The following is a 22,760-nucleotide window of genomic DNA, read 5'->3' on the forward strand; positions in this document are numbered from 1 at the left end:
AGATCGCCGAGGTGCTGGACGTCTCTGTGCCGGGTGCCCGGCAGCACGCCTCGCGGGCACGACGTCGGGTGGCCAGGGCGAAGCAGTCCATGCCGCAGGCGTCGAAGGCGGAGCGTGAACGCGTCCTCGCGGTTTTCCGTGCAGCGTACGAGGCTGGGGACCTGGCCGGCCTGGTCAGGCTCCTGCACCCGGACGCCGTCTACGTCACCGGCGGCGGCGGCAAGGCCTTCGCGGCACGCAAGCTCATCCACGGCGGAGAGCGCGTCGCCGAGGTCATGGTGCGGGTGGGGCACCAGTGGCATCCGGACCGCATCGACTTCGCCGAGGTCGGCGGCGAGCTCGCCCTGGCGTTCTATCGCGACGGCCGGTCTACTCCGTGGACACTGTCCAGATCACAGACGGTCTGACCACCGCGTACCGCAGGGTCATCAATCCCGACAAACTCACGCGCGTCCAGCCGTCACACACGGAGGGGCTGCCTCGTCTCCCTGATGAGAAAGCAAAACGGGCGACGAAGGACTGTGCCTCGGCAGGTGAGTTGACCGTGCGGAGCACGGCATACATCCACCTGCTGCGTTCTCCTGCTGACCATCCGCGACACGTCGCCCAGCAGGTGAAGGTGCCCGCGGAGGAGTGGGCCGCCTACGACTGGTCGGGGCGGGCGATCAAGCGGCACCGGATGGAGATCCGGGGCGCGTTCGGCTTCCGTGAGTGCACCGAGGAGGCCCAGGCCCAGCTCGCCGAGTGGCTGGCGGTCGAGCTGTGCGGGGTGGAGCTGAACCGGAACCGGCTGGCGGAGGCGGTGGTGGCCCGCTGCCGCAAGGACCGGCTGGAGCCGCCGGCCCCAGGACAGATCGCCCGGCTGGTGGGCAAGGCGGTCAGCACCTTCGAGGAACGGTTCTGTGCGGCGGCCCGTGACGTCCTGGTCCGCATGTCCAAAGGCCGTGGGCTCGCGTTTTCCGAAGGGGGGCAAAGGCGAACTGACGGGTGGCACGGCCATAACCGTACCTAGGCGGGCCTGGGTTTGCCCGCGCCCGCCGAACCCGCGGTACCCGGCAGGTGGGTTGGGCAGAATGCCACGCATGGATCAAGCGTTAGCGGCCCTACTGGGCGCCGTTGTCGGATCTGCCGGAATGGCCGCCGCAGCAGCCTTCACCGGGCTCTCTGCTCGGTGGCAGGTGCGCACACAGGGCGCCCTGCAGCACAGGCAGGTGCAGCGACAAGCCCGCCGGGAGGCGTACAGCGTTCTTCTGGCTGACGCGTCGCGTGCTCGGGACAACCTGTCTGCCGTGTGGCACCAGCTGCGTGATGAACATGCCGACCTCGACGAGACTGGGCATCTGCTCGACACTGCCAAAAGCTCCGTGCATGCCGCGCAGCGGGCCGGTGCAACAGTGACTGTCGAAGGGCCGCCTGCAGTGGTCGACGCCGCATACGCGGCGCTAGCCAACCTTGCCGTGCTCTACGCCGCCCTGGCTGCCTACAGGGCCTGCCGGGCCGCAGATGAGGACGCTACCGAACTCATTGCGACGTGCGCCCAGCAGCGCAACCAGGTGCGTCTGGACATGGACGCCTTCGCAGCGGCTGCACAAGCCGCACTCAGCGACCCGGGGTTGGAAGGACGAAGGCTGTGACCCAGACCGCTGTTCAGGAACAACTCAACTGCTCCAGAGCGTCTTCGCGGAGCGGATTCACATGGAGATCGGCGCCAGCGACAGGCCCGTCGAACTCGGCATGGACTCCCTGATGGCCGCACTTGTGGGAGGCGAAATTCGGCGACGCTACAACGTCCCGCTGCGCGTGTCCTGGGAATGGCTCATGACCCTCACCGCAGAAGAGATCGCCACCCAGCTCGTCTCCGCATCCGCGGACCGCGGACCGCGGACCGCGGACCGCGGACCGCGGACCGCGGACAAGGATCACACGACGCGAATAGCTGAGGAGCATTTCCAAGGTCGAACATACGCCTCATCGACCGCCTGAACCTCCGGCCCACGGTGCGGCGCCTCGCCCTGACCGCCCTCGCCTGCGCCGGCACCGGTGGTCCAGCCAGGCCAGGATGTCGGACGAGATGAGAACGCTTCAAAAATCCGGAAGTTGCGTCACAACGTCACTGAGCTGCACGAAGGAGGAAGAACCCCCTGGCCACGGGGCAGAGACTAGGGCTCGGGGGAACTCGCGGTTGTCGCACAGTTCTTCGCTGGATGCGCAAGATTCCTCCAACTTATCTGATCATGACCATGGTTGGATGCGGGCTCAAGATCAACATCGGAAGGAACGCGAGCCCATGCGCATCCACCGCACAGCACTCCTCGTCGCCACCACCGCAGCCCTCGCCCTCACCCCCCTCACCGCACAAGCCGCACCGAAGAACCAGGCGAAGGAACCCACCGGCGTCACCGTCTCCAAGGAAACCAGCACCGACCGCGAGATACGCGAGTACTGGACCCCCGAACGCCTGAAGAACGCCAAGGAATACACCCCCACCAACCGCGGCAAGCACACCACCGGCCCCGACGCCGCACGCACCGGCAGCAAGAAGATCTTCGCCTCTGCCAACGCGGTGAAGCCCAAGACCAGCACCACCACCACCACGACTACACAGATGGCTGCCGGCGAAATCGCCGTCGCGCAGGAAGTCCCCTACACCACCGGCCCGTCCTACTCCATCGTCGGCAAGCTGTTCTTCAAGAAGCCCGGCGCCACCACCGAATCCAAGTGCAGCGCATCGGTGATCGTCTCCAACAACCGCAACACCCTCTGGACCGCCGGCCACTGCGCGCACCTCGGCGACGGAAGCGGATCAGCCGGCTTCATGAACGACATGTACTTCATCCCCGGCTACCGTGACGGGAGCGCCCCCTTCGGCGCCTGGAGCGTCAAGTACAAGATCGTCAACGACGACTGGATGAACAACGGCGACTCCTTCGACGCTGACTACGCAGCCCTCGTCCTCAACCCCCACCCGACCCACGGCAAGCTGCAGGACAACGTTGGAGCTCTCGGCTACTACTTCGCCGATAACGTCGAGGAGTACGAAGACGTATACGCCGCGGGCTACCCCGGTGAGGGATACAACCGCACCGACATTATCGGCGAGCGGATGTACTACTGCTACGGCAACACCGTCGACGCCGGCCCCTACGACCCGTTCATCGACGACCGCAAGGAGATGGACTGCGACCAGGGCAAGGGCTCCTCCGGCGGCCCGTGGATCTGGGGCAAGTCCACCACCAACCCGCGGATCATCGCCAACTTCTCGCACTACGAGAATGACCCCAACACCGGCCTCCGCGCCGACGACGACGTGTTCTCCAGCGAGTACGACTCGAAGTCAGCGAACACCATCAACACCGCGAACACCCTCAGCTAGCCTTTCCTGTACAGCCGAAGGGCCCTCGAGCATCCAGCTCGAGGGCCCTTCGTCGTGAACATGCAGCTCAGACGTGCTCGCCGTACTTCGCCGCCTCCAACGCCCACGCATCGAAGATTTCCTGCGTGCTCATCGACTCCACCCCAGCCGGCAACTCCTTACCTGACCTGGCCAAAGCTTCCTCCCACAAGGCGATGTAGTCCGCGCGCGTCTTCACCGGCTCGGTATGCACCGTTACCGACGTGTCCTCCTCCGCAGCCCCGACCGTCACCGCCACCGCGCCGCCAACGAGAGCCAGCGCACACACACCTATCGCGATCCGCTTCATGAGGCGCACCGTACCGTGACCTGGGCGTACCACCCCAGCCGGCCGACTGGGAGGCCGATTTGCACCGCGATCGCCCGCCCTCCATCCGGTGGATCTCGGACCTTGTGCCGCAGCTCAAGGAACAGGAACCACGTCGTCAGCGCCTGGGAGCGTCCCAGGCGGGTGCCGCTCTGCGACGACCGCAACACCTTCCCGAAGTACATGTCGGCGTCGGGCGGCTCCATCTCCCACAGCGGCGGACCGAACCATGCCCGCATCTGCTCCAGTGTGCCCGACGTCCCCGCGGATCGTGCCGTCCGCCAGCCTCGCCGAGGCCCGCTCGAGGACGAACCCGGCGGCCGGCACTCACGCAGGTCCCGTACGACAGCCGGCGCCAACCCGAGCCCCCTCACGTTCACCCTGACCGTAGACCGGTCGGACGTGGTGAGAATTCCTCAGGAATCCCGAAGTTACGTCAAACAACGAAGAGACGCCGCAGAGAGGTCGATGCACTGGCCGGACGAGATCCGCAGCCCCGAGGAGCTCGTCCCGCCGCCGGTTGAGATCGGCGGCTCGGAGTGGACGAGGCACTGCGGCTCATGGACGCGATGTCCGAGGACCACATGCCCGCCCTGACCGACCAGTACCGCGAGGCGCTGGAGGAGGTCATCGCCGCGAAGGCGGAGGGGAAGCAGCCGCCACAGCCCGAGGGGGCGCCGGCGCCGGCGAAGAAGATGACCGCGAAGAAAGGCCGCGGCCAAGAAGACGACCGGCCGAAAGCCACGCGCGTCCTAGGGTTGTTCGCGCTGGTGGTACGTCTTGCGGGTGTGCTCCGTGTGCGCCCTCATGATCTCCGTGGCGCGCTGTTCGTCGCGCGCGGAGATGGCCGCGATCAGGCTGCGGTGCTCGATCCACGACTGCCGACCGCGCTGCCGCGCCACGGGCGTGTAGTACCAGCGCACCCGGCGGTCGACCTGCGCGGCCAGCTCGGCGAGGACGCTGTTGCCGGCGAGCTCCATCACCTTGGCGTGGAAAGCGGCGTTGGTGGCGACCGCCTGGTCGACGTCGTCGTCCGCGACGGCCTGCTCGCCCTTGGCGCACAGTGCTTCGAGCGCCTCGATGCCCGCCCGGCCGGAGTTGGCCGCGGCGAGGCGGGCGGCCTCGGCCTCCAGCAGCGTGCGCACCGACAGCAGTTGGTCGGCCTCCGCCTCGGTCGGCTCGTGGACGAACGCGCCCTGTGCCGGGCGCAGGTCGACCCACCCCTCGGTGTTGAGGCGCTGGAGCGCCTCGCGCACGGGCTGGCGGGAGACCCCGAGGTGGCCGGCGAGTTCGCTCTCGACCAGGTGCTGGCCGGGGCGCAGGGCCCGGGTCGTGATCAGTTCGAGCAGTGCCTCGTACACGCGCTCGCGCAGCGGGCCCGGTCGTTCCAGCTTGGGCACGGTTCCCTGGGGCAGTCCTGCGGACAACATCACGGTCCCCCTCGAGGCCGACAGCAACGGCGAAGCGACTCGGATTGGCTATCGTCTACAGTCTACCGAGCACAGTGGCCCTGACACCGAGATCCGCGTCACTCCGCTGCACTCTGTCACCACCTCGGCGCGGCCGCCGGGCCGTCGGACCGGCCGGCCGCCGGTCACAGGAACGGCTGGAGGCGGTCCAGGAAGACGCGCTGGGAGGCGACGAGCTTCCCCCGCGCGGTCTCGACACCGAACCACTCGGCCCGGTCGATCTCCGGGAACTCCTGCTGGACCCCCGACCCCCGCGGCCACTCCATGGTGAAGGTGCCCGGCACGACGAGGCCCGTGTCGAGGTCGCCCTCCATCGCCCACACGGTGATCACCTTGCCGTTCGACTGCCGCGTCTCACCGAGCGGGATCCAGTCGCCCACGGGCGGCTGCAACCCCAGTTCCTCTTCGAACTCCCGCCGCGCGGCGGCCATCGGGTCCTCGTCCGGGGTGTACTCGCCCTTGGGGATCGACCAGGCCGCGTCGTCGCGCGACGCCCAGAACGGGCCGCCCATGTGCGCGATGAGGATCTGGACCTCTCCGTCGCGCCGCCGGTAGAGCAGGAGTCCGGCACTTCGCTTCGTCGCCATGCCGCCAGTGTGGCCGCCCGACCGCTCAGGGGCAGCGGATGACCTGGCCCGCGTACGAGAGGTTTCCGCCGAAGCCGAAGAGGAGCACCGGGTCGCCCGAGGTGATCTCGCCGCGCTCCACGAGCTTGGACAGGGCCATCGGGATCGACGCTGCGGAGGTGTTGCCGGACTCCACGACGTCCCGGGCGACGACGGCGTTGACCGCGCCGATCCGCTGGGCGACGGGCTCGATGATGCGCAGGTTGGCCTGGTGCAGGACGACGGCGGCCAGCTCCTCGGGCGCGACGCCGGCCCGCTCGCAGACCTGGCGGGCGATGGGCGGGAGCTGGGTGGTGGCCCACCGGTAGACGGACTGCCCCTCCTGCGCGAAGCGCGGCGGGGTGCCCTCGATGCGCACGGCATGCCCCATCTCGGGGACCGAGCCCCACAGGACCGGGCCGATGCCGGCGTCCTGACCGGGGCGGACGGCTTCGACGACGGCGGCGCCGGCCCCGTCGCCGACGAGCACGCACGTGGTGCGGTCGGTCCAGTCGGTGATGTCGGCCATCTTGTCGGCGCCGATGACCAGGGCCCGGGTGGCCGCTCCCGCGCGCACCGTGTGGTCCGCGGTGGCGAGGGCGTGGGTGAAGCCCGCGCAGACCACGTTGAGGTCCATCACGGCGGGCGAGCCCATCCCGAGCCGCGCCGCCACGCGCGCGGCCGTGTTGGGCGAGCGGTCCACGGCCGTGGAGGTGGCGACCAGTACGAGGTCGATGTCGGCCGGGGTGAGTCCGGCCGAGGCCAGGGCCTTGGCGCCCGCGTGCGCGGCGAGCTCGTCGACGGGCTCGTCGGGGCCCGCGACGTGCCGGGTCCTGATGCCCACGCGACTGCGGATCCACTCGTCGCTGGTGTCGACCATGGCCGCCAGGTCGTCGTTGGTGAGCACCTTCGCGGGCTGATAGTGCCCGACGGCGACGACACGTGAGCCGGTCATGGATGGGTCCCCTCGGTGACGATGCAGGAACCACCCAGTGTTGGCGGCTACCCATGGGTACGACGGCATGTGATCCGACAAGCTTCACCGGCCGGACTTTGGAGCTTCCCCAACGGAACCCCGCGGTTGCCCCGCACACGGCCCTTGACCCTGCCCGAAGGCATACTGTAGACAATATTCTGTCGACTCACCCTCATCACAGTCCGCCCTCGCTCGGTCGCCTCACCGAACGGAGAGCCCCGTGAAAGTCGCAGTTGTCGGCGCCGGTGCCATCGGCGCATATGTCGGGGCCGCGCTCCACCGCGCCGGTGCCGACGTCCACCTCATCGCCCGCGGCGCGCACCTGGCGGCCATGCGCCGGGACGGTGTCCGTGTCCTCAGCCCGCGCGGCGATTTCACCGCGCGCCCCCGTGCCACCGACGACCCGTCCTCGGTCGGGCCCGTCGACTACGTCTTCCTCGGCCTCAAGGCCAACTCGTACGCCGCGTCGGGCCCCCTGGTCCATCCGCTGCTGCACGGCAGGACGGCAGTGATCGCCGCGCAGAACGGCATCCCCTGGTGGTACTTCCACGGCCTCCCCGGCCCCTACACCGGCCGCCGCATCGAGAGCGTCGACCCCGGCGGCGCGGTCAGCGCGACGCTGCCGCCCGAGCGGGCCATCGGCTGCGTCGTCTACGCGGCCACCGAGCTCGAAGCGCCCGGGGTCGTACGGCACCTGGAGGGGACCCGGTTCTCCATCGGGGAACCGGACATGACCGTGTCCCGGCGCTGCCTCGACTTCAGCGAGGCGATGGTCGCCGGCGGCCTGAAATGCCCCGTCGAACCCGACCTGCGCAACGACATCTGGATCAAGCTGCTCGGCAACATCTCCTTCAACCCGATCAGCGCGCTCTCCCGGGCCACCATGGCGCAGATCTGCCGGCACCGGGACACCAAGGCGCTGGTCGAGACGATGATGCGCGAGACGCTGGCCGTCGCGGCCGCGGTCGGCTGCCGTCCCGGGATCTCAGTGGAGCGGCGCCTCGCCGGCGCCGAGCGCGTCGGCGACCACAAGACGTCCACCCTCCAGGACCTGGAGAAGGGCAAGCCGCTCGAACTCGACGTCCTCCTCGCGGCCGTCGTCGAGCTGGCCGCGCTGACCGGCACCCCCGTACCGAAGCTGTGCGCCGTGCACGCACTCGCCGATCTGCTCGCATCGACCACGACCCCCTCCACCGGGAGCGCAGCATGAAGAAGAAGCCGCAGAAGCGGTATCCGAGGCTCACCCACCCCCTGGTGCGCGGCGACGACGGCCTGCTGCACAGGGCGAGCTGGGACGAGGCGCTGGAGCGGGCCGCGACCGGTTTCCGCCAGGTGCGTGACGCGCACGGACCCGACGCCTTCGCGATGCTCTCCTGCGCCCGTGCGACCAACGAGATGAACTACGTGGCACAGAAGTTCACCCGCGTCGTGATGGGCACCAACAACGTCGACTCCTGCAACCGCACCTGCCACGCGCCGAGCGTGGCGGGCCTGTCGGCGGTGTTCGGCTCCGGCGGCGGCACGTCCTCCTACGAGGAGGTCGACCACACCGACCTCATCGTGATGTGGGGATCCAACGCCCGCTTCGCCCACCCGATCTTCTTCCAGCACGTGCTGAAGGGAATACGGAACGGGGCACGGATGTACGCCGTCGACCCGCGCCGCACCTCGACGGCCGAGTGGGCCGAGAGCTGGCTCGGGCTGAACGTCGGCACCGACATCCCCCTCGCCCACGCCGTCGGCCGCGAGATCATCCGCGCCGGACTGGTCAACCGCGCCTTCGTGGACCGGGCGACGACCGGCTTCGAGGAGTACGCGCGCCTCGTCGAGCCCTGGACGCTGTCCGCGGCCGAGAAGGTCACCGGTGTCCCCGCCGAGGCGATCCGCGAACTCGCCCACGCCTACGCCACCGCCGAGAGGGCCCAGCTGTGCTGGACGCTCGGCATCACCGAGCACCACAACGGCACGGACAACGTGCGCGCGCTGATCAACCTGGCCCTGCTCACCGGCCATGTCGGCCGCTACGGATCGGGAGTCCAGCCACTGCGCGGCCAGAACAACGTGCAGGGCGGCGGCGACATGGGTGCGATCCCCAACCGGCTGCCCGGATTCCAGGACATTCTCCACCCCGAGACCCGGCGGAAGTTCGAACGGGCCTGGGGCACCGTCATCCAGCCCCGCTACGGCAAGACGCTGACCGAGATGTTCGAGGCGATGGAGAGCGGTGACCTGCGTGCCGTGTACTGCATCGGCGAGAACCCCGCACAGTCCGAGGCGGACAGCGAACAGGCGCTGCGACGGCTCGCCGCGCTCGACCACCTGGTGGTGCAGGACATCTTCCTGACGAAGACCGCGGAGATGGCCGACGTGGTGCTGCCCGCGACGGCGGCCTGGGCGGAGACGGACGGCACGACGACCAACAGCGAACGCCGCGTGCAGCGGGTCCGGGCGGCCCTGGTGCCGCCGGGTGAGGCCCGCGAGGACATCGCCATCATCTGCGACCTCGCCGAACGCCTCGGCCACGACTGGAAGTTCGCCGACTCGCAGGAGGTCTGGAACGAGCTGCGCTCCCTGTCGCCGGACCACTTCGGGATGACGTACGACCGGCTGGAGGAGCACCAGGGTCTGCAGTGGCCCTGCCCCGACACGGACGAGCTGCCGTCCAGTTTCCTGCACGGCAGGCTCTGGGCGAGCGACCCGGAGCGGCGGGGCATGCCGGCCGCCTTCGGGCTCGTGGAGCACGACCCGCCCGTGGACCTCACCGACGAGGAGTACCCGCTGCGGCTGACGACCGGGCGCCGGCTCGACTCGTACAACACCGGGGTGCAGAGCGGGAGTTTCGCCTCGCCGCTGCGGCGCGGCGAGTACATCGAGCTGTGTCCGGAGGACGCCGCGGCGTACGGCGTCGAGGCCGGCGAGGAGGTGCGCGTCTCCTCGCGGCGCGGGGCGGTCACGGCACCCGTGTGGATCGACCCCGGGCTGCGGCCGGGGCTCGCGTTCATGACGATGCACTTCCCCGACGAGGTGGACACCAACGCCCTGACGATCGAGGCGAACTGTCCCATCGCGGGAACGGCCGAGTTCAAGGCGTCGGCGATCCGGATCGAGAAGCTGGTGCCCGCATGGACCTGAAGTTCACGGACGCGGCGAAGGCGACGGACGAGGAACGCGCGGCGGTCGACGCGCTGCTGGGCCCGCCGGAGACGGGCTGGGAGGGCGGCTCCTCGCGCTCCTCGGACGAGTTGCGGTGGGCGCGCGGTGGCGCCGCCGCCCGGGAACGACGGGACCTGCTGCTGCCCGCGCTGCACGCCGTCAACGACCGGGTCGGGTGGCTGAGCGAGGGAGCCCTCGACTACATCTGCCGTCGCCTGACCGTGCCTCCGGCGGAGGCGTACGGGGTGGCGACGTTCTACTCCCTGTTCTCCGTGAAGCCGCGCCCCGCGAAGGTGCTGCACGTGTGCACGGACCTGGCGTGCGCGGCACGCGGGGGGTCTCTCGCCGCCGCCGACGGCGTGGGCCCCGACGTGTCCGTCCAGCCGAGCCCGTGCCTGGGCCTGTGCGAACGGGCCCCGGCGGCGCTGCTGATCCGCGCGGGCACGGCCCCGCTGCGCGGGGTAGTTCCCCGCCCCGCCCCTTCCCGAACTGAGGCTTCGCCCCAGACCCCGGTACCGCCTTCGGCGGTGTCCTCAAGCGCCGGACGGGCTGATTTCGCTCCGCGAAATCCAGCCTCGCCGGCGATTGAGGCGCGGGGTCCGGGGCAGAGCCCCGGTTACGGGAAGGGGCGGGGCGGGGAGAACACCACCGCCGTCGTCGCCCCCGCCACCCCCGACGCCCTCGCCCTGGCCACGGCCTCGCCCGAGGACGCCCCCGACGAGGCCCCCGCGAGCGCCGCCGTGCCGCAGGCCGGCCACCCCGGGCTCACCCTCCTCGCTCGCGTCGGCGTCGTCGACCCCCACAGCCTCGACGACTACCGCGCCCACGGCGGCTACGCCGCCCTCCGCCGGGCCTTCGCGCTCGGCCCCGCCGGTGTCATCCGCGAGGTCACCGACGCCGGGCTCCTCGGCCGCGGTGGCGCCGCGTTCCCCACCGGGCGCAAGTGGCAGGCGACCGCCGCGCAGCCCGACCACCCCCACTACCTCGTCTGCAACGCCGACGAGAGCGAGCCCGGCACCTTCAAGGACCGGGTCCTCATGGAGGGCGACCCGTACGCGCTCATCGAGGCGATGACCGTCGCGGGGTACGCCGTCGGGGCGCGGCAGGGATACCTGTACCTGCGCGGCGAGTACCCCAGAGCCCTGCGCCTGCTGCAGAACGCCATCGAACGGGCCCGTTCCCGAGGGCTCCTCGGCGACGACATCCTCGGGCAGGGGTACTCCTTCGACATCGAGATTCGCCGGGGCGCGGGCGCCTACATCTGCGGCGAGGAGACCGCGATCTTCAACTCCGTCGAGGGCTACCGCGGCGAGCCGCGCACCAAGCCCCCGTTCCCCGTGGAGAAGGGCCTGTTCGGCAAGCCGACCGCCGTCAACAACGTCGAGACGCTCGTCAACGTCCTGCCCTTGCTCACCGGACGGACCGCCGCCGAAGGGGAGACCAAGCTCTTCTGCCTGTCGGGGAACGTGGACCGGCCCGGCGTGTACGAGGTGCCGTTCGGCGTCACCCTGCGGGAGCTGATCGACCTCGCCGGCCCGCCGGAGCGCATGCGCGCCGTTCTCCTCGGCGGTGCGGCCGGCAGTTTCGTCCGGCCGGACGAGCTGGACATCCCGCTCACCTTCGAGGGCACCCGCGCGGCCGGTACGACGCTCGGGTCCGGCGTGGTGCTCGTGCTCGACGACAGCGTCGAACTGCCCCGCATCCTCCTGCGCATCGCGGAGTTCTTCCGCGACGAGTCCTGCGGGCAGTGCGTGCCGTGCCGGGTCGGCACCGTCCGGCAGGAGGAGGCGCTGCACCGCCTCAAGGACCGTACGGGCGCCGCGGCCGCCGACGACATCGCGCTGCTGCGGGAGGTCGGCCGGGCCATGCGGGACGCATCGATCTGCGGTCTGGGGCAGACCGCCTGGAACGCCGTCGAATCCGCCATCGACCGGCTGGGAGCCTACAAATGACCGCGATTCCTCTTCAACCGCCGTGCAGACTGGTCGAGTTCACGCTCGACGGGGAGCCCGTACGCGTCCCGGAGGGCGACACGATCCTCGACGCGTGCCGTGCGGGTGGCAAGGACATTCCGACCCTGTGCCAGGGCGACACGCTCACACCGAAGAACGCCTGCCGGGTGTGCGTCGTCGAGGTCGAGGGCGCGCGGACGCTCGCGCCCGCCTGTTCCCGCCGGGTCGAGCCCGGCATGAGCGTGCTGACGGACACCGAACGCGCCCGGCACAGCCGCAAGGTCGTGCTGGAGCTGCTCGCCTCCTCCACGGATCTGTCCACGACCCCCAGGGCGGCCGAGTGGATCAAGGAGTACGAGGCGAAGCCGGACCGCTTCGGCACGGACGCGGCCCGCGTGAACGAGGAGCCGAAGATCGACAACGACCTGTACGTGCGCGACTACGACAAGTGCATCCTCTGCTACAAGTGCGTCGACGCGTGCGGCGAGCAGTGGCAGAACACGTTCGCGATCGCCGTCGCGGGCCGTGGCTTCGACGCCCGCATATCCACCGAGCACGACGCCCCGCTCACCGACTCGGCCTGCGTGTACTGCGGCAACTGCATCGAGGTGTGCCCGACGGGGGCGCTCTCGTTCAAGTCCGAGTTCGACATGCGGGCGGCGGGCACGTGGGACGAGTCGGCGCAGACGCAGACCACCACGGTGTGCGCGTACTGCGGCGTCGGCTGCAACCTGACCCTGCACGTGCAGGACAATGAGATCGTCAAGGTCACCTCGCCGCACGACAACCCGGTGACCCACGGCAACCTCTGCATCAAGGGCCGTTTCGGCTACCAACACGTACAGAATCGGGTCTGATCTCATGGGACGGGTCACCGAGCGCCGCCGCACCATCCGCATCCGGGACGGGGCGGTGTCGACCCGTCCCGACACCCTGGTGGCCGAGGAGCCGCTGGAGATCCGGCTGAACGGCAAGCCCCTGGCCATCACGATGCGCACCCCGGGCGACGACTTCGCGCTGGCGGCCGGGTTCCTGGTCAGCGAGGGCGTACTGGGGGCGGCCGAGGAGCTCCAGTCGATCGTGTACTGCTCGGGGGCGCAGGCCGACGGATCGAACACCTACAACGTGGTGGACGTGAAACTCGCGCCCGGCGTCGTCGTCCCCGACATCACGCTGGAACGCAACGTCTACACGACGTCGTCGTGCGGGCTGTGCGGCAAGGCGAGCCTGGACGCCGTCCGGACGACCGCCCGTTTCCCGATCGCCGACACTCCCCCGGTCCGCGTCGAGCCCTCGCTGCTCGCCGGCCTCCCCGACCGGCTGCGCGCGGCGCAGCAGGTCTTCGACCGGACCGGGGGCCTGCACGCGGCGGCGCTGTTCTCGCCGGAGGGCGAGCTGCTGGACATACGGGAGGACGTGGGCCGGCACAACGCGGTCGACAAGATCGTCGGCCGCGCCCTGCGGGACGGCGGGCTGCCGCTGTCCCGGTCGATCCTGCTGGTCTCGGGACGGGCGTCGTTCGAGCTGGCGCAGAAGGCGGTGATGGCGGGCATCCCGGTGCTCGCGGCCGTCTCCGCACCGTCGTCGCTCGCGGTGGACCTGGCGGCCGAGACGGGCCTGACACTGGTCGGCTTCCTGCGCGGCGCCAACATGAACGTGTACGCGGGCGACGAGCGCATCGCCCTGGGTACCGGGGTCTGACGCGCCCCGCGGCACGGGACAGCGACCCGGCCGGCGGGGAGCGCCCCCTGCGCCGGCCGGGTCCTTCCGTCGCGTGCGTCGACGACCGCGCTGCTTGCGCGCCCGGCAGCATGCGCTCAGCGGCCGACGCGCCCGGCGTCCGAGGGCGGCGGGATCATCTGGAGCGTCAGGGTCGCCGGGGCTTCGGCGACGCCGGGACCGCCGGCCTCGGCCCACGCGATCACGTCGTCGGTGGCGTCGTCGTCGAGCGCCCAGCCGATCCACGCGGCCCGGGCGCCGCGCCGGCGGCCCTCCGTCGAGGGCTGCACGACGATGACGTTCGCCTGCCCGCAGGGGCCGAGGCAGTCGCTGGTGCGCACGGCGAGCTCTCCGCCCGACTCGGCCGCCGCCCGCCGCAGGCGGGCCAGTTGGCCGGCGTGGTCGGTTCCCGGGTTCTTGCGGCCGTCGCCGCAGCAACAGCCCCGGCAGACGACCAGGGTGCAGGGGCGGGCGCCGAAGGGGCGTATCGCGTACGTCACCGGCTGATCATGTCAGCCGCAGACGCCGCCGGGATCCGCGATCCGGCCGAGCAGCGCGAGGAATCGGTCACGTTGGGCGGCGGTCAGCGGCGCGAGCGGGCGACGCGGCCCCGTCTCGCCCAGCACCGGTCTGGGTCCAACGCCGCGCGGCGTCAGCGGTGGCGGCCGACGCGTACGGGCGACGCCCAGGCGTCAGCGGCGCGCCGGCGACGGGCGCGTGGCGTCCGCCTGAGACGCCCGAGACGAGGGCCCCGACGATTCCGGCGGCGAAGCCGCGCCCGTCCTCGCTCGACGCTTCGCGATCACCGCGCAGACCATCAGCTGGAGCTGGTGGAACAGCATCAGCGGCAGCACAGCCAGGCTCGCCTGTGCGCCGAACAGCACCGCCGCCATCGGGAGCCCCGCCGCCAGGCTCTTCTTCGAGCCCGCGAACTGGATCGCGATCCGGTCCGCACGGCCGAAGCCGAGCCGCTTCGCGCCGAACCACGTGAGCGTCAGCATCAGCCCGAGCAGCGCCGCCTCGATCACGAGGAGGCCGCCGAGCCGTGCCGGGGTCACCTGGTGCCAGACCCCCGCGACCATGCCCTCGCTGAAGGCCGTGTAGACGACCAGCAGGATCGAGCCGCGGTCGACGTATCCGAGCATCTGCTTGTGCCGGGCGAGGAAGCCGCCGACCCAGCGGCTCAGCAGCTGGCCCGCCACGAAGGGGACGAGCAGCTGCAGCACGATCCGCAGCAGTGAGTCCGCGGAGAACCCGCCCGTGCCGCCGCCGCCCAGCAGCAGGGCCGCGAGCAGTGGCGTGATCACGATGCCGGCGAGACTGGAGAACGACCCGGCGCAGATGGCCGCGGGCACGTTTCCGCGGGCCATCGCGGTGAAGGCGATCGACGACTGGATCGTCGAGGGCACCAGGCACAGGAACAGCAGTCCGTTGGCCAGCTCGGGCGTCAGGACGAGCGGTTCGAGCCCGCGCGCCGCGAGTCCCAGCAGCGGGAAGACCAGGAACGTCGCGGCGAGCACGGTCACGTGCAGCCGCCAGTGCCGCAGCCCGTCGAGCGTCTCGCGGGTCGAGAGCCGGGCGCCGTAGAGGAAGAAGAGGAGGGCCACCGCTCCGGTGGACGCGCCGCCTGCCACGTCGGCCGTGGTGCCCGATGCGGGCAGCAGCGCTGCCAGCGCCACCGTGCCCAGCAGAGCGAGGATGTACGGGTCGATCGGCAGCCAGGACGGCAGGCGCGGGGTACGGCGGCGGTTCATGAGCTCCACTTGCTCTCGGATCAGGACGTGCCCTCTCCATGGTCCTCTCCCCCGAGGCGATCGGGAATCCCGTACACCACTCTGACTGCCATCGCGCTTCATGATGAGCGCGCTACGGTGGAAGGCGTGTACGACCCGACGCAGCTGCGCACCTTCCTGGCCGTCGCGCAGACGCTGAACTTCACGCAGGCGGCCCGCCGGCTCGGGCTGCGGCAGTCGACGGTGAGCCAGCACGTGCGCCGGCTGGAGGACGCGGCCGGGCGGCCGCTGTTCACGCGCGACACGCACAGCGTCGAGCTCACCGAGGACGGCGAGGCGATGCTCGGCTTCGCGCGGACGATCCTTCAGGCGCACGAGCGCGCCGCGGCGTACTTCACCGGCACGCGGCTGCGCGGCCGGCTGCGGTTCGGGGCGTCCGAGGACTTCGTGCTGACCCGGCTCCCGGAGATCCTGGAGTCGTTCCGCCGCGACCATCCCGAGGTCGACCTGGAATTGACGGTGGAGCTCTCCGGGACGCTCCACAAACGCCTGGAGGCCGGACGCCTCGACCTGGTGCTCGCCAAGCGGGGCCCGGGCGCCTCGCACGGGGAGCTGGTGTGGCGCGACCGCATGGTGTGGATCGCGGCCAAGGGCGTACGCCCCGATCCCGAGCGGCCGCTGCCACTGATCCTGTTCCCGCCGCCCGCCGTCACCCGCGCCCGCGCGCTGGACGTGCTGGAGCGGGAGGGCCGCGCCTGGCGGATCGCGTGCACGAGCGGCAGCCTCAGCGGCCTGGTGGCCGCGGCCCGCGCCGGTCTCGGCGTGATGGCGCACACGCGCGGGCTGATCCCGCCCGGTCTGGTGGCCGTTCCGGAGCGGGCGGGGCTGCCCGATCTCGGCACGGTCGACTTCGTACTGCTCCAGGGGCGTCGGCGGCACCCGGCACAGGAGGCGGCCTCCGCCCTCGCCGACGCGCTCCTGGCGGCGGGCGACCGGCTGCACGGCCCGGCCCCGCGCTGAGCCGGACGCGAACGGGCCCCCACCCCTCCCGACCTGGCACCGAGCAGGTACGGACCAAGCTCTCCGCCCGGTAGAGCGCCGGTGACCGCTGCGTACAGATTCGGTGGAGATTCCACCCGACTGTACTTACTCTGGGGTCAGAATTGACCTCGACCGATCCGCCCCGCCACCCCCTCGCCCCGCTGACCTGTGCCGATGACCGTCCCCTTCGCACCGCGCGGGCCCTCCCGCCCGGAGTAACGGTGGGGTACGGTCACGGCGCTGTGCGGAGCGCCACAAGGAGCAGGCCATTGCGCGAGTTCACTGTCCCACCCATGGCCGCGGCGCCTCAGGTCGGCGGACTGGCGGACGCGGTCTTCGACCATGCCCTCGACGATCCCGGCCGTGTCGCGCTCGCCCGCAAGGACGACCGGGGCAACTGGCAGGACGTGACGTCGGCGCAGTTCCGCGACGAGGTGCTGGCGCTGGCCAAGGGGCTGCTCGCGCACGGTGTCCGCTTCGGGGACCGGGTCGCCCTCATGTGCCGCACCCGCTACGAGTGGACCCTCTTCGACTTCGCGCTGTGGACCGTCGGGGCGCAGTCCGTGCCCGTGTACCCCACGTCCTCCGCCGAGCAGGTCTACTGGATGCTGCACGACTCCGAGGTCTCGGCCTGCATGGTGGAGCACGAGGACCACGCGATGACCATCGGCTCGGTGATCGACCGTCTGCCGCAGCTGAAGCGGCTGTGGCAGCTCGACGCCGGGGCCGTGTCCGAACTCTTCGAGGCCGGCGCGCACATCGACGACGACGTGGTGCACCGCCACCGGCGGGCCGTCACCCCGGACTCGGTCGCGACCGTCATCTACACCTCGGGCACGACGGGCCGCCCCAAGGGCTGTGTGATCACGCACGCCAACTTCATGTTCGAGGCCGACACCATGACGGGCCGCTGGGAGCCCGTGTTCCACTCCCGGCCCGGTGACGAGGCGGCGACGCTGCTGTTCCTGCCCCTGTCCCACGTCTTCGGCCGCATGGTCGAGGTCGCCGCGATCCGGGGCCGCGTCAAGCTCGGCCACCAGCCGGTGCTCCAGGCGAGTGCTCTGCTGCCCGATCTCGCCTCGCTGCGGCCGACGTTCATCCTCGCCGTTCCCTACATCTTCGAGAAGGTCTTCAACGCGGCCCGCCGCAAGGCGGAGGCCGAGGGCCGGGTGGGGGCGTTCGACAAGGCCGTCGAGGTGGCCGTGAGGTACGCGGAGGCCGTGGAGCACCGGGCCTTCGGTCTCGGCCCGGGGCCCTCGGCCGGCCTGCGCGTCCAACACCAGCTGTTCGACAAGCTCGTGTACTCCAAGGTGCGCGACGCGATGGGCGGCCGCGTGCGCCACGCGATGTCCGGCGGCTCGGGCATGGACCGGCGCCTCGGGCTGTTCTTCGCCGGTGCGGGCGTCACGATCTACGAGGGCTACGGTCTGACCGAGTCCTCGGCCGCGGCCACGGCCAACCCGCCCGAGCGCACCCGCTACGGCACGGTCGGCCAGCCGGTCCCCGGCACGACGGTGCACATCGCGGAGGACGGCGAGGTCTGGCTGCACGGCGATCACGTCTTCTCCGGCTATCTGAACGACCCGAAGGCCACGGACGCCGTGCTGCACGACGGGTGGCTGGCGACCGGGGACCTCGGCGCGCTCGACGAGGACGGCTATCTGACGATCACCGGCCGCAAGAAGGAGATCCTGGTGACCTCCGGGGGCAAGAGCGTCCAGCCCGCCGCCCTGGAGGAACGGGTGCGGGCGCATCCGCTGGTGGCCCAGTGCATCGTCGTCGGCAACGACCGCCCGTACATCGCCGCCCTCGTCACCGTCGACCAGGAGGCCGTCGACCACTGGCTGACGATCCAGGGCAAGGCACCGCTGTCGCCGGCGGACCTGGTGCGCGACCCGGATCTGGAGATGGAGATCCGGCGCGCGGTGGTGGCCGCCAACACCCTGGTGTCGAAGGCCGAATCGATCCGTACGTTCCGGATACTCGCCCACCCCTTCAGCGAGGAGCACGGTCTGCTGACGCCGTCCCTCAAGCTGAAGCGGAAGGCGATCGAGAACGCGTACGCGGTCGAGGTGGACGCCCTGTACCAGTGACCTCGTCTCAGGGCCGGGCGCGGGCACGGTGGACGTACGGGCCCGGGCCCGGCGCCCGCGGGCGGTCGACCAGGTCGCGGACGAGCGGGTGGTCCGGGGAGCGGGAGCAGGCCGGGTCCGTGCGCGTGGCGTCCCCGGTGAGGGCGTACGCCTGGCAGCGGCAGCCGCCGAAGTCCCGGGTGCGCAGCTCGCAGGTGCGGCACGGTTCCCGCATCCACGCCTCGCCGCGGTAGCGGTCGAAGGCCGGCGACTCGTACCAGATCCACTCCAGGGTGTGCTCCCGCACGCCGGGCGCGTCGAGGTCGGGCAGGGTGGCGGCGGCCGGGCACGGCAGGACCGTGCCGTCGGGGGCGACGGTGAGGGAGACGGCGCCCCAGCCGCCCATGCAGGGCTTGGCGATCCCGTCGACATGGTCCGGCACGACCCACACCAGCTCCATGCGGCCGGCCAGGCGGTCGCGCCACCGCTCGACCCGCAGGCGGGCGTCGGCGATCATGTCGCGGCCGGGGAGCAGGGCGTCCCGGTTGCGCAACGCCCAGCCGTAGAACTGCGTGTGGGCGAGCTCGATGCGTTCGGCGCCCCAGGCGAGGGCGAGTTCGACGAGGTCGTCGAGCGCCTCCAGGTTGGCCCGGTGCAGGACGACGTTCACGCCCAGCGGCAGCTCGGCCTCCTTGACGAGCCGGGCGGCGCGCTCCTTCGCGCCGAACGCCCTTGCTCCGGCGATGCGTTCGGCGGCGACGGGGTCCGTGTGCTGAACCGAGAGCTGGACGCTGCGCAGCCCGGCCGCGACGAGCCCGGCGAGCCGCTTGGCATGCAGGCCGGAGCCGCTGGTGACGAGCTGTGTGTGGACACCGGCGCCGTCCGCGGCGGCGACGATCGCGTCGAGGTCGCGGCGAAGGAGCGGCTCGCCGCCGGACAGATGGGTCTGCACGACGCCGAGCCCGGCGGCCTGCCGGAAGACGGCGGCCCATTCCTCGGCGGTCAGCTCGGCCGAACGGCGGGTCAGCTCCAGCGGGTTGGAGCAGTACACGCAGCGCAGCGGGCAGGCGTGTGTGAGTTCGGCGAGGAGGGCCCACGGCGGCTCGCAGGTCCGGTCGGTCATACGAGCCAGCCTTTCTCCCGCAGGCGCGCGAGAAAGGGGGGCACCTCGCGGGCGACCGGCGCGCCCGGGTGGCGGGCCCGGAGCTCGGCGACGACGGCGTCGACGTCGCGTTCGCCGTCACAGAGCCGGAGGACCGGTCCGGCGGCGCCGTGCAGGACGACGACCCGCTCGGGCAGGACGAGGAGATCGGTGCCGCGGACGCGGTCGTGGCGGAGCGTCACCGACCGGTGCAGCGACGGCCGCCAGGTCCGGTCGCCCTCGCCGCCGTTCACGGCCGTGCTCCGGCGGTCTCGACGGCATCGAGCAGCGACCAGAGCACGTCGCACTTGAAGGCGAGGGCGGCCACCGCGCGTTCCTGCTCCTCGCGGGTGCGCGCCCAGGCCAGCACCAGTGCCATTGCCTCTTCGGCGTCCCGGCGGCCCTGACCGATGCGGTCCCGGAAGTAGGCGAGCCCGTCGTCCCCGATCCAGCCGTAGTGCCGTTCGAACGCCGCGACGCGGGTGCGCATGATGCCGGGGGCGGCGAGTTCGGTGAGGGAGGCGGCGACGGCTTCGAGCGACGGGCGCAGCCGGCAGAAGTTGACGTAGCCGTCGACCGCGAGTCGTACGCCGGGCAGGACCTCCGAGCCCGAGAGCAGGCGTTCGCGGGCGATCCCGGCGGCCTCGCCGAGCCGCAGCCAGCGCTCGATGCCGCCGTCACCGTCCTTGTCCCCGTCGTGGTCCCGGATCCGCCGGAGCCAGGAGCGGCGCAGCACCGGGTCGTCGAACTTGGCCAGGATCAGGGCGTCCTTGACGGGGATGTGGCGCTGGTAGTGGAAGCGGTTGACGATCCAGCGGCGCACCTCCTCGCGGGTGAGACCACCCTCGTGCATCCGTACGTGGAAGGGGTGCCGGTCGTGGTAGCGCTCGGCGGGCACGGCGCGCAGCCGCTCCGTGAACGCGTCCCGGCCCCAGGGCGCGGTGCCGCTCACAGGTCGATCACCATCCCGTCGGTGGCGACCTCGATGCCCGAACGGGCCAGCAGCGCATGCTGGTCCGCGTCCGGGTCGGCGAGGGGGTTGGTGTTGTTGAGGTGGGTGTAGAGGCAGCGGGCGCGCAGCCCCGCCAGCCTGCGGGCGGTGCCGTCCGGGCCGCTGATCGGCAGGTGGCCCATGCCGGTTGCGGTTGCGGTCGGCAGACCGGCCCGTGCCGGTTCGTCGTCGTCCCAGAACGTGCCGTCGGCGATGACGACGTCGGCGGCCTCGGCGGCGCGCTGGAAGTCCTCGGTCCAGCGGGCCAGCGAGGGCGCGTACAGCAGGGTGCGGCCGGTGGCCGGCTCGTGGAGCCGCAGGGCGACGGCCCAGGTGCGCAGGTCGGGTCCGGTCCCGGCCGCGTACCGGGGCCGTTTGGCCGCGAGGGGCACGGCCGACACCTCGACGCCGACGCCGTCGGCGAGCGGCACGGCGTCGGGGCCCAGTTCGCGCCATGCGACCCGGGTGTAGGGGGCGAGGATCTCGCCGAGGCGCAGGCGGCCGACGAGCGCGTCGCGGACCGGCGCGGTGGCGAGGATGTCGAAGCCGTCGGCCTCGCGGAGCCGGGCGATGCCGAGGGTGTGGTCGAGTTCGGCGTCGGTGAGGACGACGCCGGCGACGGGCGAATCGCGCCGGCCCGGCCCCGGGCGCAAGTGGGGGCAGCGCTCGATCTGTTCGCCGATGTCGGGGGTGGCGCCCACGAGGTACCAGCGGCGCTCGTCGGCGCGCACGGCGAGTGAGGCATGCAGACGGCGGCGGCGCGGGTGGGCGCGGGCCCCGGCACAGCCGGGACACGCGCAGTTCCACTGGGGCAGTCCGCCGCCGGCCGCGGTGCCGAGCACCTGCAGCAGCATGCGGCGGCCGCTAGCGGTCGGCGAGGGCGTAGGCGGTGACCTCCAGCGCGGTCTCGACGACCGTGAAGTCCGGGGTCCGCCAGGAGTCGGCCGGCTGCGGCCGGGCGGGAGGTGCCGAGTCCCGCGGCGGCACCTCGTGGGCGGGGGGCGTGAGGGGGGTGCGGGAGAGGACCGGGGTGGGGGGCATGACGTACCTGCCTTCCTGAGAGTGGGGGGTCAGGAGTGCCGTGCGACGCGCGGGGGCGTGGCCGCCCGCACCGGACCCCGTTCATATCGGCGTCCGGCGTTCAGGCATCTGCCACAGGGTCCCGCCTTGACGAGACTCGGTCAATGGTGCGGACCGACACCGCCTCCGCGGGAAGCCGGTTCCGCCGACGGGAATGCGTCCGCCCATGTGATCGTTGACTCCGGGAGTACCAACCGACGACGTAAGGATCGACCGCTCGTGAGCAAGGTCCCCTCCATCACGCTCAACAACGGTGTCGCCATGCCGCAGCTCGGCTTCGGTGTCTGGCAGGTGCCCGACGACGAGGCGGCGCAGGCCGTCACCACGGCCCTGGAGGCCGGCTACCGGAGCATCGACACGGCCGCGGTCTACAAGAACGAGACGGGCACCGGCAAGGCCGTCGCGGCGTGCGGCATCGCCCGCGAAGAGCTCTTCGTCACGACAAAGCTGTGGAACGGCGACCAGGGGTACGACGCGACGCTGCGCGCGTTCGACGCCTCCCTGGACAGGCTGGGCCTCGACTACGTGGACCTGTACCTCATCCACTGGCCGCTGCCCGCCAAGGACGCCTACGTGGACACGTACCGGGCCTTCGAGAAGATCCACGCGGACGGCCGCGCCAAGGCCATCGGCGTCTCCAACTTCCTGCCGGAGCACCTGGAGCGGCTGATCGGCGAGACGTCGGTCGTCCCGGCCGTCAACCAGATCGAACTGCACCCGCAGCTGCAGCAGTCGGCGTCGCGCGAGGCCCATGCCAGGCACGGCATCGCGACCGAGGCGTGGTCCCCGCTCGGCCAGGGCAAGGGCCTGCTGGAGGTGCCGACGGTCGTCGCGATCGCCCGGAAGCACGGCCGCACCCCCGCCCAGGTGGTACTGCGCTGGCACCTCCAGCTCGGCAACGTGGTGATTCCCAAGTCCGTGACGCCGTCCCGGATCCAGGAGAACATCGACGTGTTCGGCTTCGAGCTGGACGCCGACGACCTGGCCGCGTTCGCGGCGCTCGACGAGGGCAGGCGGCTCGGCCCGGACCCGGCGGAGTTCGACGTCGCCTGACCCGCAGGGCCGGTCCGACCCGGACGAGACGGCGCAGCCGCGCGCACGCGGCTGCG

25 protein-coding genes are annotated in these 22,760 nt (G+C 71.4%); 13 read left to right on the forward strand and 12 right to left on the reverse strand.

What is annotated here, in order from left to right:
- The first annotated feature begins 11 nt into the window (after positions 1-11).
- From ACF08N_RS01785 to ACF08N_RS01805, 5 genes are all read left to right on the forward strand, one after another.
- Positions 12-407 (forward strand): hypothetical protein, encoded by a 396-nt coding sequence (locus ACF08N_RS01785; RefSeq protein ID WP_392322886.1) that lies wholly within the window; start codon positions 12-14, stop codon positions 405-407.
- A 137-nt stretch (positions 408-544) separates the two neighbouring features.
- On the forward strand, positions 545-1,012 hold the full coding sequence (locus ACF08N_RS01790) for a DUF4158 domain-containing protein (RefSeq protein WP_392322556.1): 468 nt from the start codon (positions 545-547) through the stop codon (positions 1,010-1,012).
- A gap of 121 nt (positions 1,013-1,133) precedes the next feature.
- Positions 1,134-1,634 carry a hypothetical protein gene (locus ACF08N_RS01795; protein WP_392322887.1) on the forward strand — a complete coding sequence of 167 codons (501 nt, stop codon included), beginning with the start codon at positions 1,134-1,136 and terminating at the stop codon, positions 1,632-1,634.
- Complete coding sequence (locus ACF08N_RS01800; protein ID WP_392322557.1) at positions 1,525-1,983, forward strand: acyl carrier protein; 459 nt, start codon at positions 1,525-1,527, stop codon at positions 1,981-1,983. The genes ACF08N_RS01795 and ACF08N_RS01800 overlap by 110 nt, the downstream gene beginning before the upstream one ends.
- 304 nt (positions 1,984-2,287) lie before the next feature.
- The gene (locus tag ACF08N_RS01805; protein ID WP_392322558.1) at positions 2,288-3,373 is read left to right on the forward strand and encodes a trypsin-like serine peptidase; all 1,086 of its coding nucleotides are present in this window, start codon (positions 2,288-2,290) and stop codon (positions 3,371-3,373) included.
- Positions 3,374-3,440: 67 nt separating this feature from the next.
- Here the strand turns inward: ACF08N_RS01805 and ACF08N_RS01810 are convergent, their stop codons facing one another.
- The 5 genes from ACF08N_RS01810 to ACF08N_RS01830 all read right to left on the reverse strand — a co-directional run bounded on the left by ACF08N_RS01810 (position 3,441) and on the right by ACF08N_RS01830 (position 6,748).
- Positions 3,441-3,701: a hypothetical protein gene (locus ACF08N_RS01810; protein ID WP_392322559.1), complete on the reverse strand. Its 261-nt coding sequence runs from the start codon at positions 3,699-3,701 to the stop codon at positions 3,441-3,443.
- Positions 3,698-3,958, reverse strand: a complete 261-nt coding sequence (locus ACF08N_RS01815; RefSeq protein WP_392322560.1) for a hypothetical protein — start codon at positions 3,956-3,958, stop codon at positions 3,698-3,700. Before ACF08N_RS01815 ends, ACF08N_RS01810 begins: the two co-directional genes overlap by 4 nt.
- A gap of 513 nt (positions 3,959-4,471) precedes the next feature.
- Positions 4,472-5,149 carry a GntR family transcriptional regulator gene (locus ACF08N_RS01820; protein WP_392322561.1) on the reverse strand — a complete coding sequence of 226 codons (678 nt, stop codon included), beginning with the start codon at positions 5,147-5,149 and terminating at the stop codon, positions 4,472-4,474.
- 164 nt (positions 5,150-5,313) lie between these two features.
- On the reverse strand, positions 5,314-5,775 hold the full coding sequence (locus ACF08N_RS01825; protein WP_392322562.1) for an NUDIX domain-containing protein: 462 nt from the start codon (positions 5,773-5,775) through the stop codon (positions 5,314-5,316).
- Between the two features lie 25 nt (positions 5,776-5,800).
- Complete coding sequence (locus ACF08N_RS01830) at positions 5,801-6,748, reverse strand: beta-ketoacyl-ACP synthase III (RefSeq protein WP_392322563.1); 948 nt, start codon at positions 6,746-6,748, stop codon at positions 5,801-5,803.
- 241 nt (positions 6,749-6,989) lie between these two features.
- Here ACF08N_RS01830 and ACF08N_RS01835 point away from each other — a divergent pair, with 241 nt between their 5' ends.
- From ACF08N_RS01835 to fdhD, 5 genes are read left to right on the forward strand one after another with little or no spacing between them, the layout of a single operon-like run.
- Positions 6,990-7,979, forward strand: a complete 990-nt coding sequence (locus tag ACF08N_RS01835) for a 2-dehydropantoate 2-reductase (protein WP_392322564.1) — start codon at positions 6,990-6,992, stop codon at positions 7,977-7,979.
- On the forward strand, positions 7,976-9,901 hold the full coding sequence (locus ACF08N_RS01840; RefSeq protein WP_392322565.1) for a molybdopterin oxidoreductase family protein: 1,926 nt from the start codon (positions 7,976-7,978) through the stop codon (positions 9,899-9,901). Before ACF08N_RS01835 ends, ACF08N_RS01840 begins: the two co-directional genes overlap by 4 nt.
- On the forward strand, positions 9,892-11,874 hold the full coding sequence (locus ACF08N_RS01845; RefSeq protein ID WP_392322566.1) for an NADH-ubiquinone oxidoreductase-F iron-sulfur binding region domain-containing protein: 1,983 nt from the start codon (positions 9,892-9,894) through the stop codon (positions 11,872-11,874). Before ACF08N_RS01840 ends, ACF08N_RS01845 begins: the two co-directional genes overlap by 10 nt.
- Positions 11,871-12,731, forward strand: coding sequence for a 2Fe-2S iron-sulfur cluster-binding protein (locus ACF08N_RS01850; protein WP_392322567.1), 861 nt, complete (start codon positions 11,871-11,873; stop codon positions 12,729-12,731). The genes ACF08N_RS01845 and ACF08N_RS01850 overlap by 4 nt, the downstream gene beginning before the upstream one ends.
- Before the next feature lie 4 nt (positions 12,732-12,735).
- Positions 12,736-13,575, forward strand: a complete 840-nt coding sequence (fdhD, locus tag ACF08N_RS01855; RefSeq protein WP_392322568.1) for a formate dehydrogenase accessory sulfurtransferase FdhD — start codon at positions 12,736-12,738, stop codon at positions 13,573-13,575.
- A 116-nt stretch (positions 13,576-13,691) separates the two neighbouring features.
- Here fdhD and ACF08N_RS01860 read toward each other — a convergent pair whose 3' ends face one another.
- The gene (locus ACF08N_RS01860; RefSeq protein WP_392322569.1) at positions 13,692-14,093 is read right to left on the reverse strand and encodes a (2Fe-2S) ferredoxin domain-containing protein; all 402 of its coding nucleotides are present in this window, start codon (positions 14,091-14,093) and stop codon (positions 13,692-13,694) included.
- A gap of 192 nt (positions 14,094-14,285) precedes the next feature.
- Positions 14,286-15,347 (reverse strand): bile acid:sodium symporter family protein, encoded by a 1,062-nt coding sequence (locus ACF08N_RS01865; protein ID WP_392322570.1) that lies wholly within the window; start codon positions 15,345-15,347, stop codon positions 14,286-14,288.
- Positions 15,348-15,464: 117 nt separating this feature from the next.
- Between ACF08N_RS01865 and ACF08N_RS01870 the strand changes: the two genes are divergently transcribed.
- Positions 15,465-16,346, forward strand: a complete 882-nt coding sequence (locus ACF08N_RS01870) for a LysR family transcriptional regulator (protein ID WP_392322571.1) — start codon at positions 15,465-15,467, stop codon at positions 16,344-16,346.
- A 314-nt stretch (positions 16,347-16,660) separates the two neighbouring features.
- Positions 16,661-18,460: an AMP-dependent synthetase/ligase gene (locus ACF08N_RS01875; protein WP_392322572.1), complete on the forward strand. Its 1,800-nt coding sequence runs from the start codon at positions 16,661-16,663 to the stop codon at positions 18,458-18,460.
- Positions 18,461-18,467: 7 nt separating this feature from the next.
- Here the strand turns inward: ACF08N_RS01875 and pqqE are convergent, their stop codons facing one another.
- The 5 genes from pqqE to pqqA are packed head-to-tail and all read right to left on the reverse strand — an operon-like array spanning position 18,468 to position 21,612.
- Complete coding sequence (gene pqqE / locus ACF08N_RS01880; protein WP_392322573.1) at positions 18,468-19,562, reverse strand: pyrroloquinoline quinone biosynthesis protein PqqE; 1,095 nt, start codon at positions 19,560-19,562, stop codon at positions 18,468-18,470.
- Entirely contained in the window at positions 19,559-19,834 is a 276-nt protein-coding gene (gene pqqD / locus ACF08N_RS01885) for a pyrroloquinoline quinone biosynthesis peptide chaperone PqqD (protein WP_392322574.1), read from the reverse strand. The genes pqqE and pqqD overlap by 4 nt, the downstream gene beginning before the upstream one ends.
- Entirely contained in the window at positions 19,831-20,532 is a 702-nt protein-coding gene (pqqC, locus tag ACF08N_RS01890; RefSeq protein ID WP_392322575.1) for a pyrroloquinoline-quinone synthase PqqC, read from the reverse strand. Before pqqC ends, pqqD begins: the two co-directional genes overlap by 4 nt.
- Positions 20,529-21,425 (reverse strand): pyrroloquinoline quinone biosynthesis protein PqqB, encoded by an 897-nt coding sequence (gene pqqB / locus ACF08N_RS01895; RefSeq protein WP_392322576.1) that lies wholly within the window; start codon positions 21,423-21,425, stop codon positions 20,529-20,531. Before pqqB ends, pqqC begins: the two co-directional genes overlap by 4 nt.
- 10 nt (positions 21,426-21,435) lie before the next feature.
- Positions 21,436-21,612, reverse strand: a complete 177-nt coding sequence (gene pqqA / locus ACF08N_RS01900) for a pyrroloquinoline quinone precursor peptide PqqA (RefSeq protein WP_392322577.1) — start codon at positions 21,610-21,612, stop codon at positions 21,436-21,438.
- A 258-nt stretch (positions 21,613-21,870) separates the two neighbouring features.
- Here pqqA and ACF08N_RS01905 point away from each other — a divergent pair, with 258 nt between their 5' ends.
- Positions 21,871-22,704, forward strand: coding sequence for an aldo/keto reductase (locus ACF08N_RS01905; protein ID WP_392322578.1), 834 nt, complete (start codon positions 21,871-21,873; stop codon positions 22,702-22,704).
- Positions 22,705-22,760 lie beyond the last annotated feature (56 nt).

Origin of the sequence: Streptomyces sp. NPDC015127 (assembly GCF_043080095.1) — a bacterium.
Lineage (GTDB): Bacteria > Actinomycetota > Actinomycetes > Streptomycetales > Streptomycetaceae > Streptomyces.

Coding starts and splice junctions, on each gene's coding strand:
- ACF08N_RS01795 (WP_392322887.1), top strand. CDS start 1,134: ATGGCCGCCGCAGCAGCCTTCACCGGGCTCTCTGCTCGGTGGCAGGTG.
- ACF08N_RS01805 (WP_392322558.1), top strand. CDS start 2,288: ATGCGCATCCACCGCACAGCACTCCTCGTCGCCACCACCGCAGCCCTC.
- ACF08N_RS01810 (WP_392322559.1), bottom strand. CDS start 3,701: ATGAAGCGGATCGCGATAGGTGTGTGTGCGCTGGCTCTCGTTGGCGGC.
- ACF08N_RS01815 (WP_392322560.1), bottom strand. CDS start 3,958: ATGCGGGCATGGTTCGGTCCGCCGCTGTGGGAGATGGAGCCGCCCGAC.
- ACF08N_RS01820 (WP_392322561.1), bottom strand. CDS start 5,149: ATGTTGTCCGCAGGACTGCCCCAGGGAACCGTGCCCAAGCTGGAACGA.
- ACF08N_RS01825 (WP_392322562.1), bottom strand. CDS start 5,775: ATGGCGACGAAGCGAAGTGCCGGACTCCTGCTCTACCGGCGGCGCGAC.
- ACF08N_RS01830 (WP_392322563.1), bottom strand. CDS start 6,748: ATGACCGGCTCACGTGTCGTCGCCGTCGGGCACTATCAGCCCGCGAAG.
- ACF08N_RS01840 (WP_392322565.1), top strand. CDS start 7,976: ATGAAGAAGAAGCCGCAGAAGCGGTATCCGAGGCTCACCCACCCCCTG.
- ACF08N_RS01845 (WP_392322566.1), top strand. CDS start 9,892: ATGGACCTGAAGTTCACGGACGCGGCGAAGGCGACGGACGAGGAACGC.
- ACF08N_RS01850 (WP_392322567.1), top strand. CDS start 11,871: ATGACCGCGATTCCTCTTCAACCGCCGTGCAGACTGGTCGAGTTCACG.
- fdhD (WP_392322568.1), top strand. CDS start 12,736: ATGGGACGGGTCACCGAGCGCCGCCGCACCATCCGCATCCGGGACGGG.
- ACF08N_RS01865 (WP_392322570.1), bottom strand. CDS start 15,347: ATGAACCGCCGCCGTACCCCGCGCCTGCCGTCCTGGCTGCCGATCGAC.
- ACF08N_RS01875 (WP_392322572.1), top strand. CDS start 16,661: ATGGCCGCGGCGCCTCAGGTCGGCGGACTGGCGGACGCGGTCTTCGAC.
- pqqE (WP_392322573.1), bottom strand. CDS start 19,562: ATGACCGACCGGACCTGCGAGCCGCCGTGGGCCCTCCTCGCCGAACTC.
- pqqB (WP_392322576.1), bottom strand. CDS start 21,425: ATGCTGCTGCAGGTGCTCGGCACCGCGGCCGGCGGCGGACTGCCCCAG.
- pqqA (WP_392322577.1), bottom strand. CDS start 21,612: ATGCCCCCCACCCCGGTCCTCTCCCGCACCCCCCTCACGCCCCCCGCC.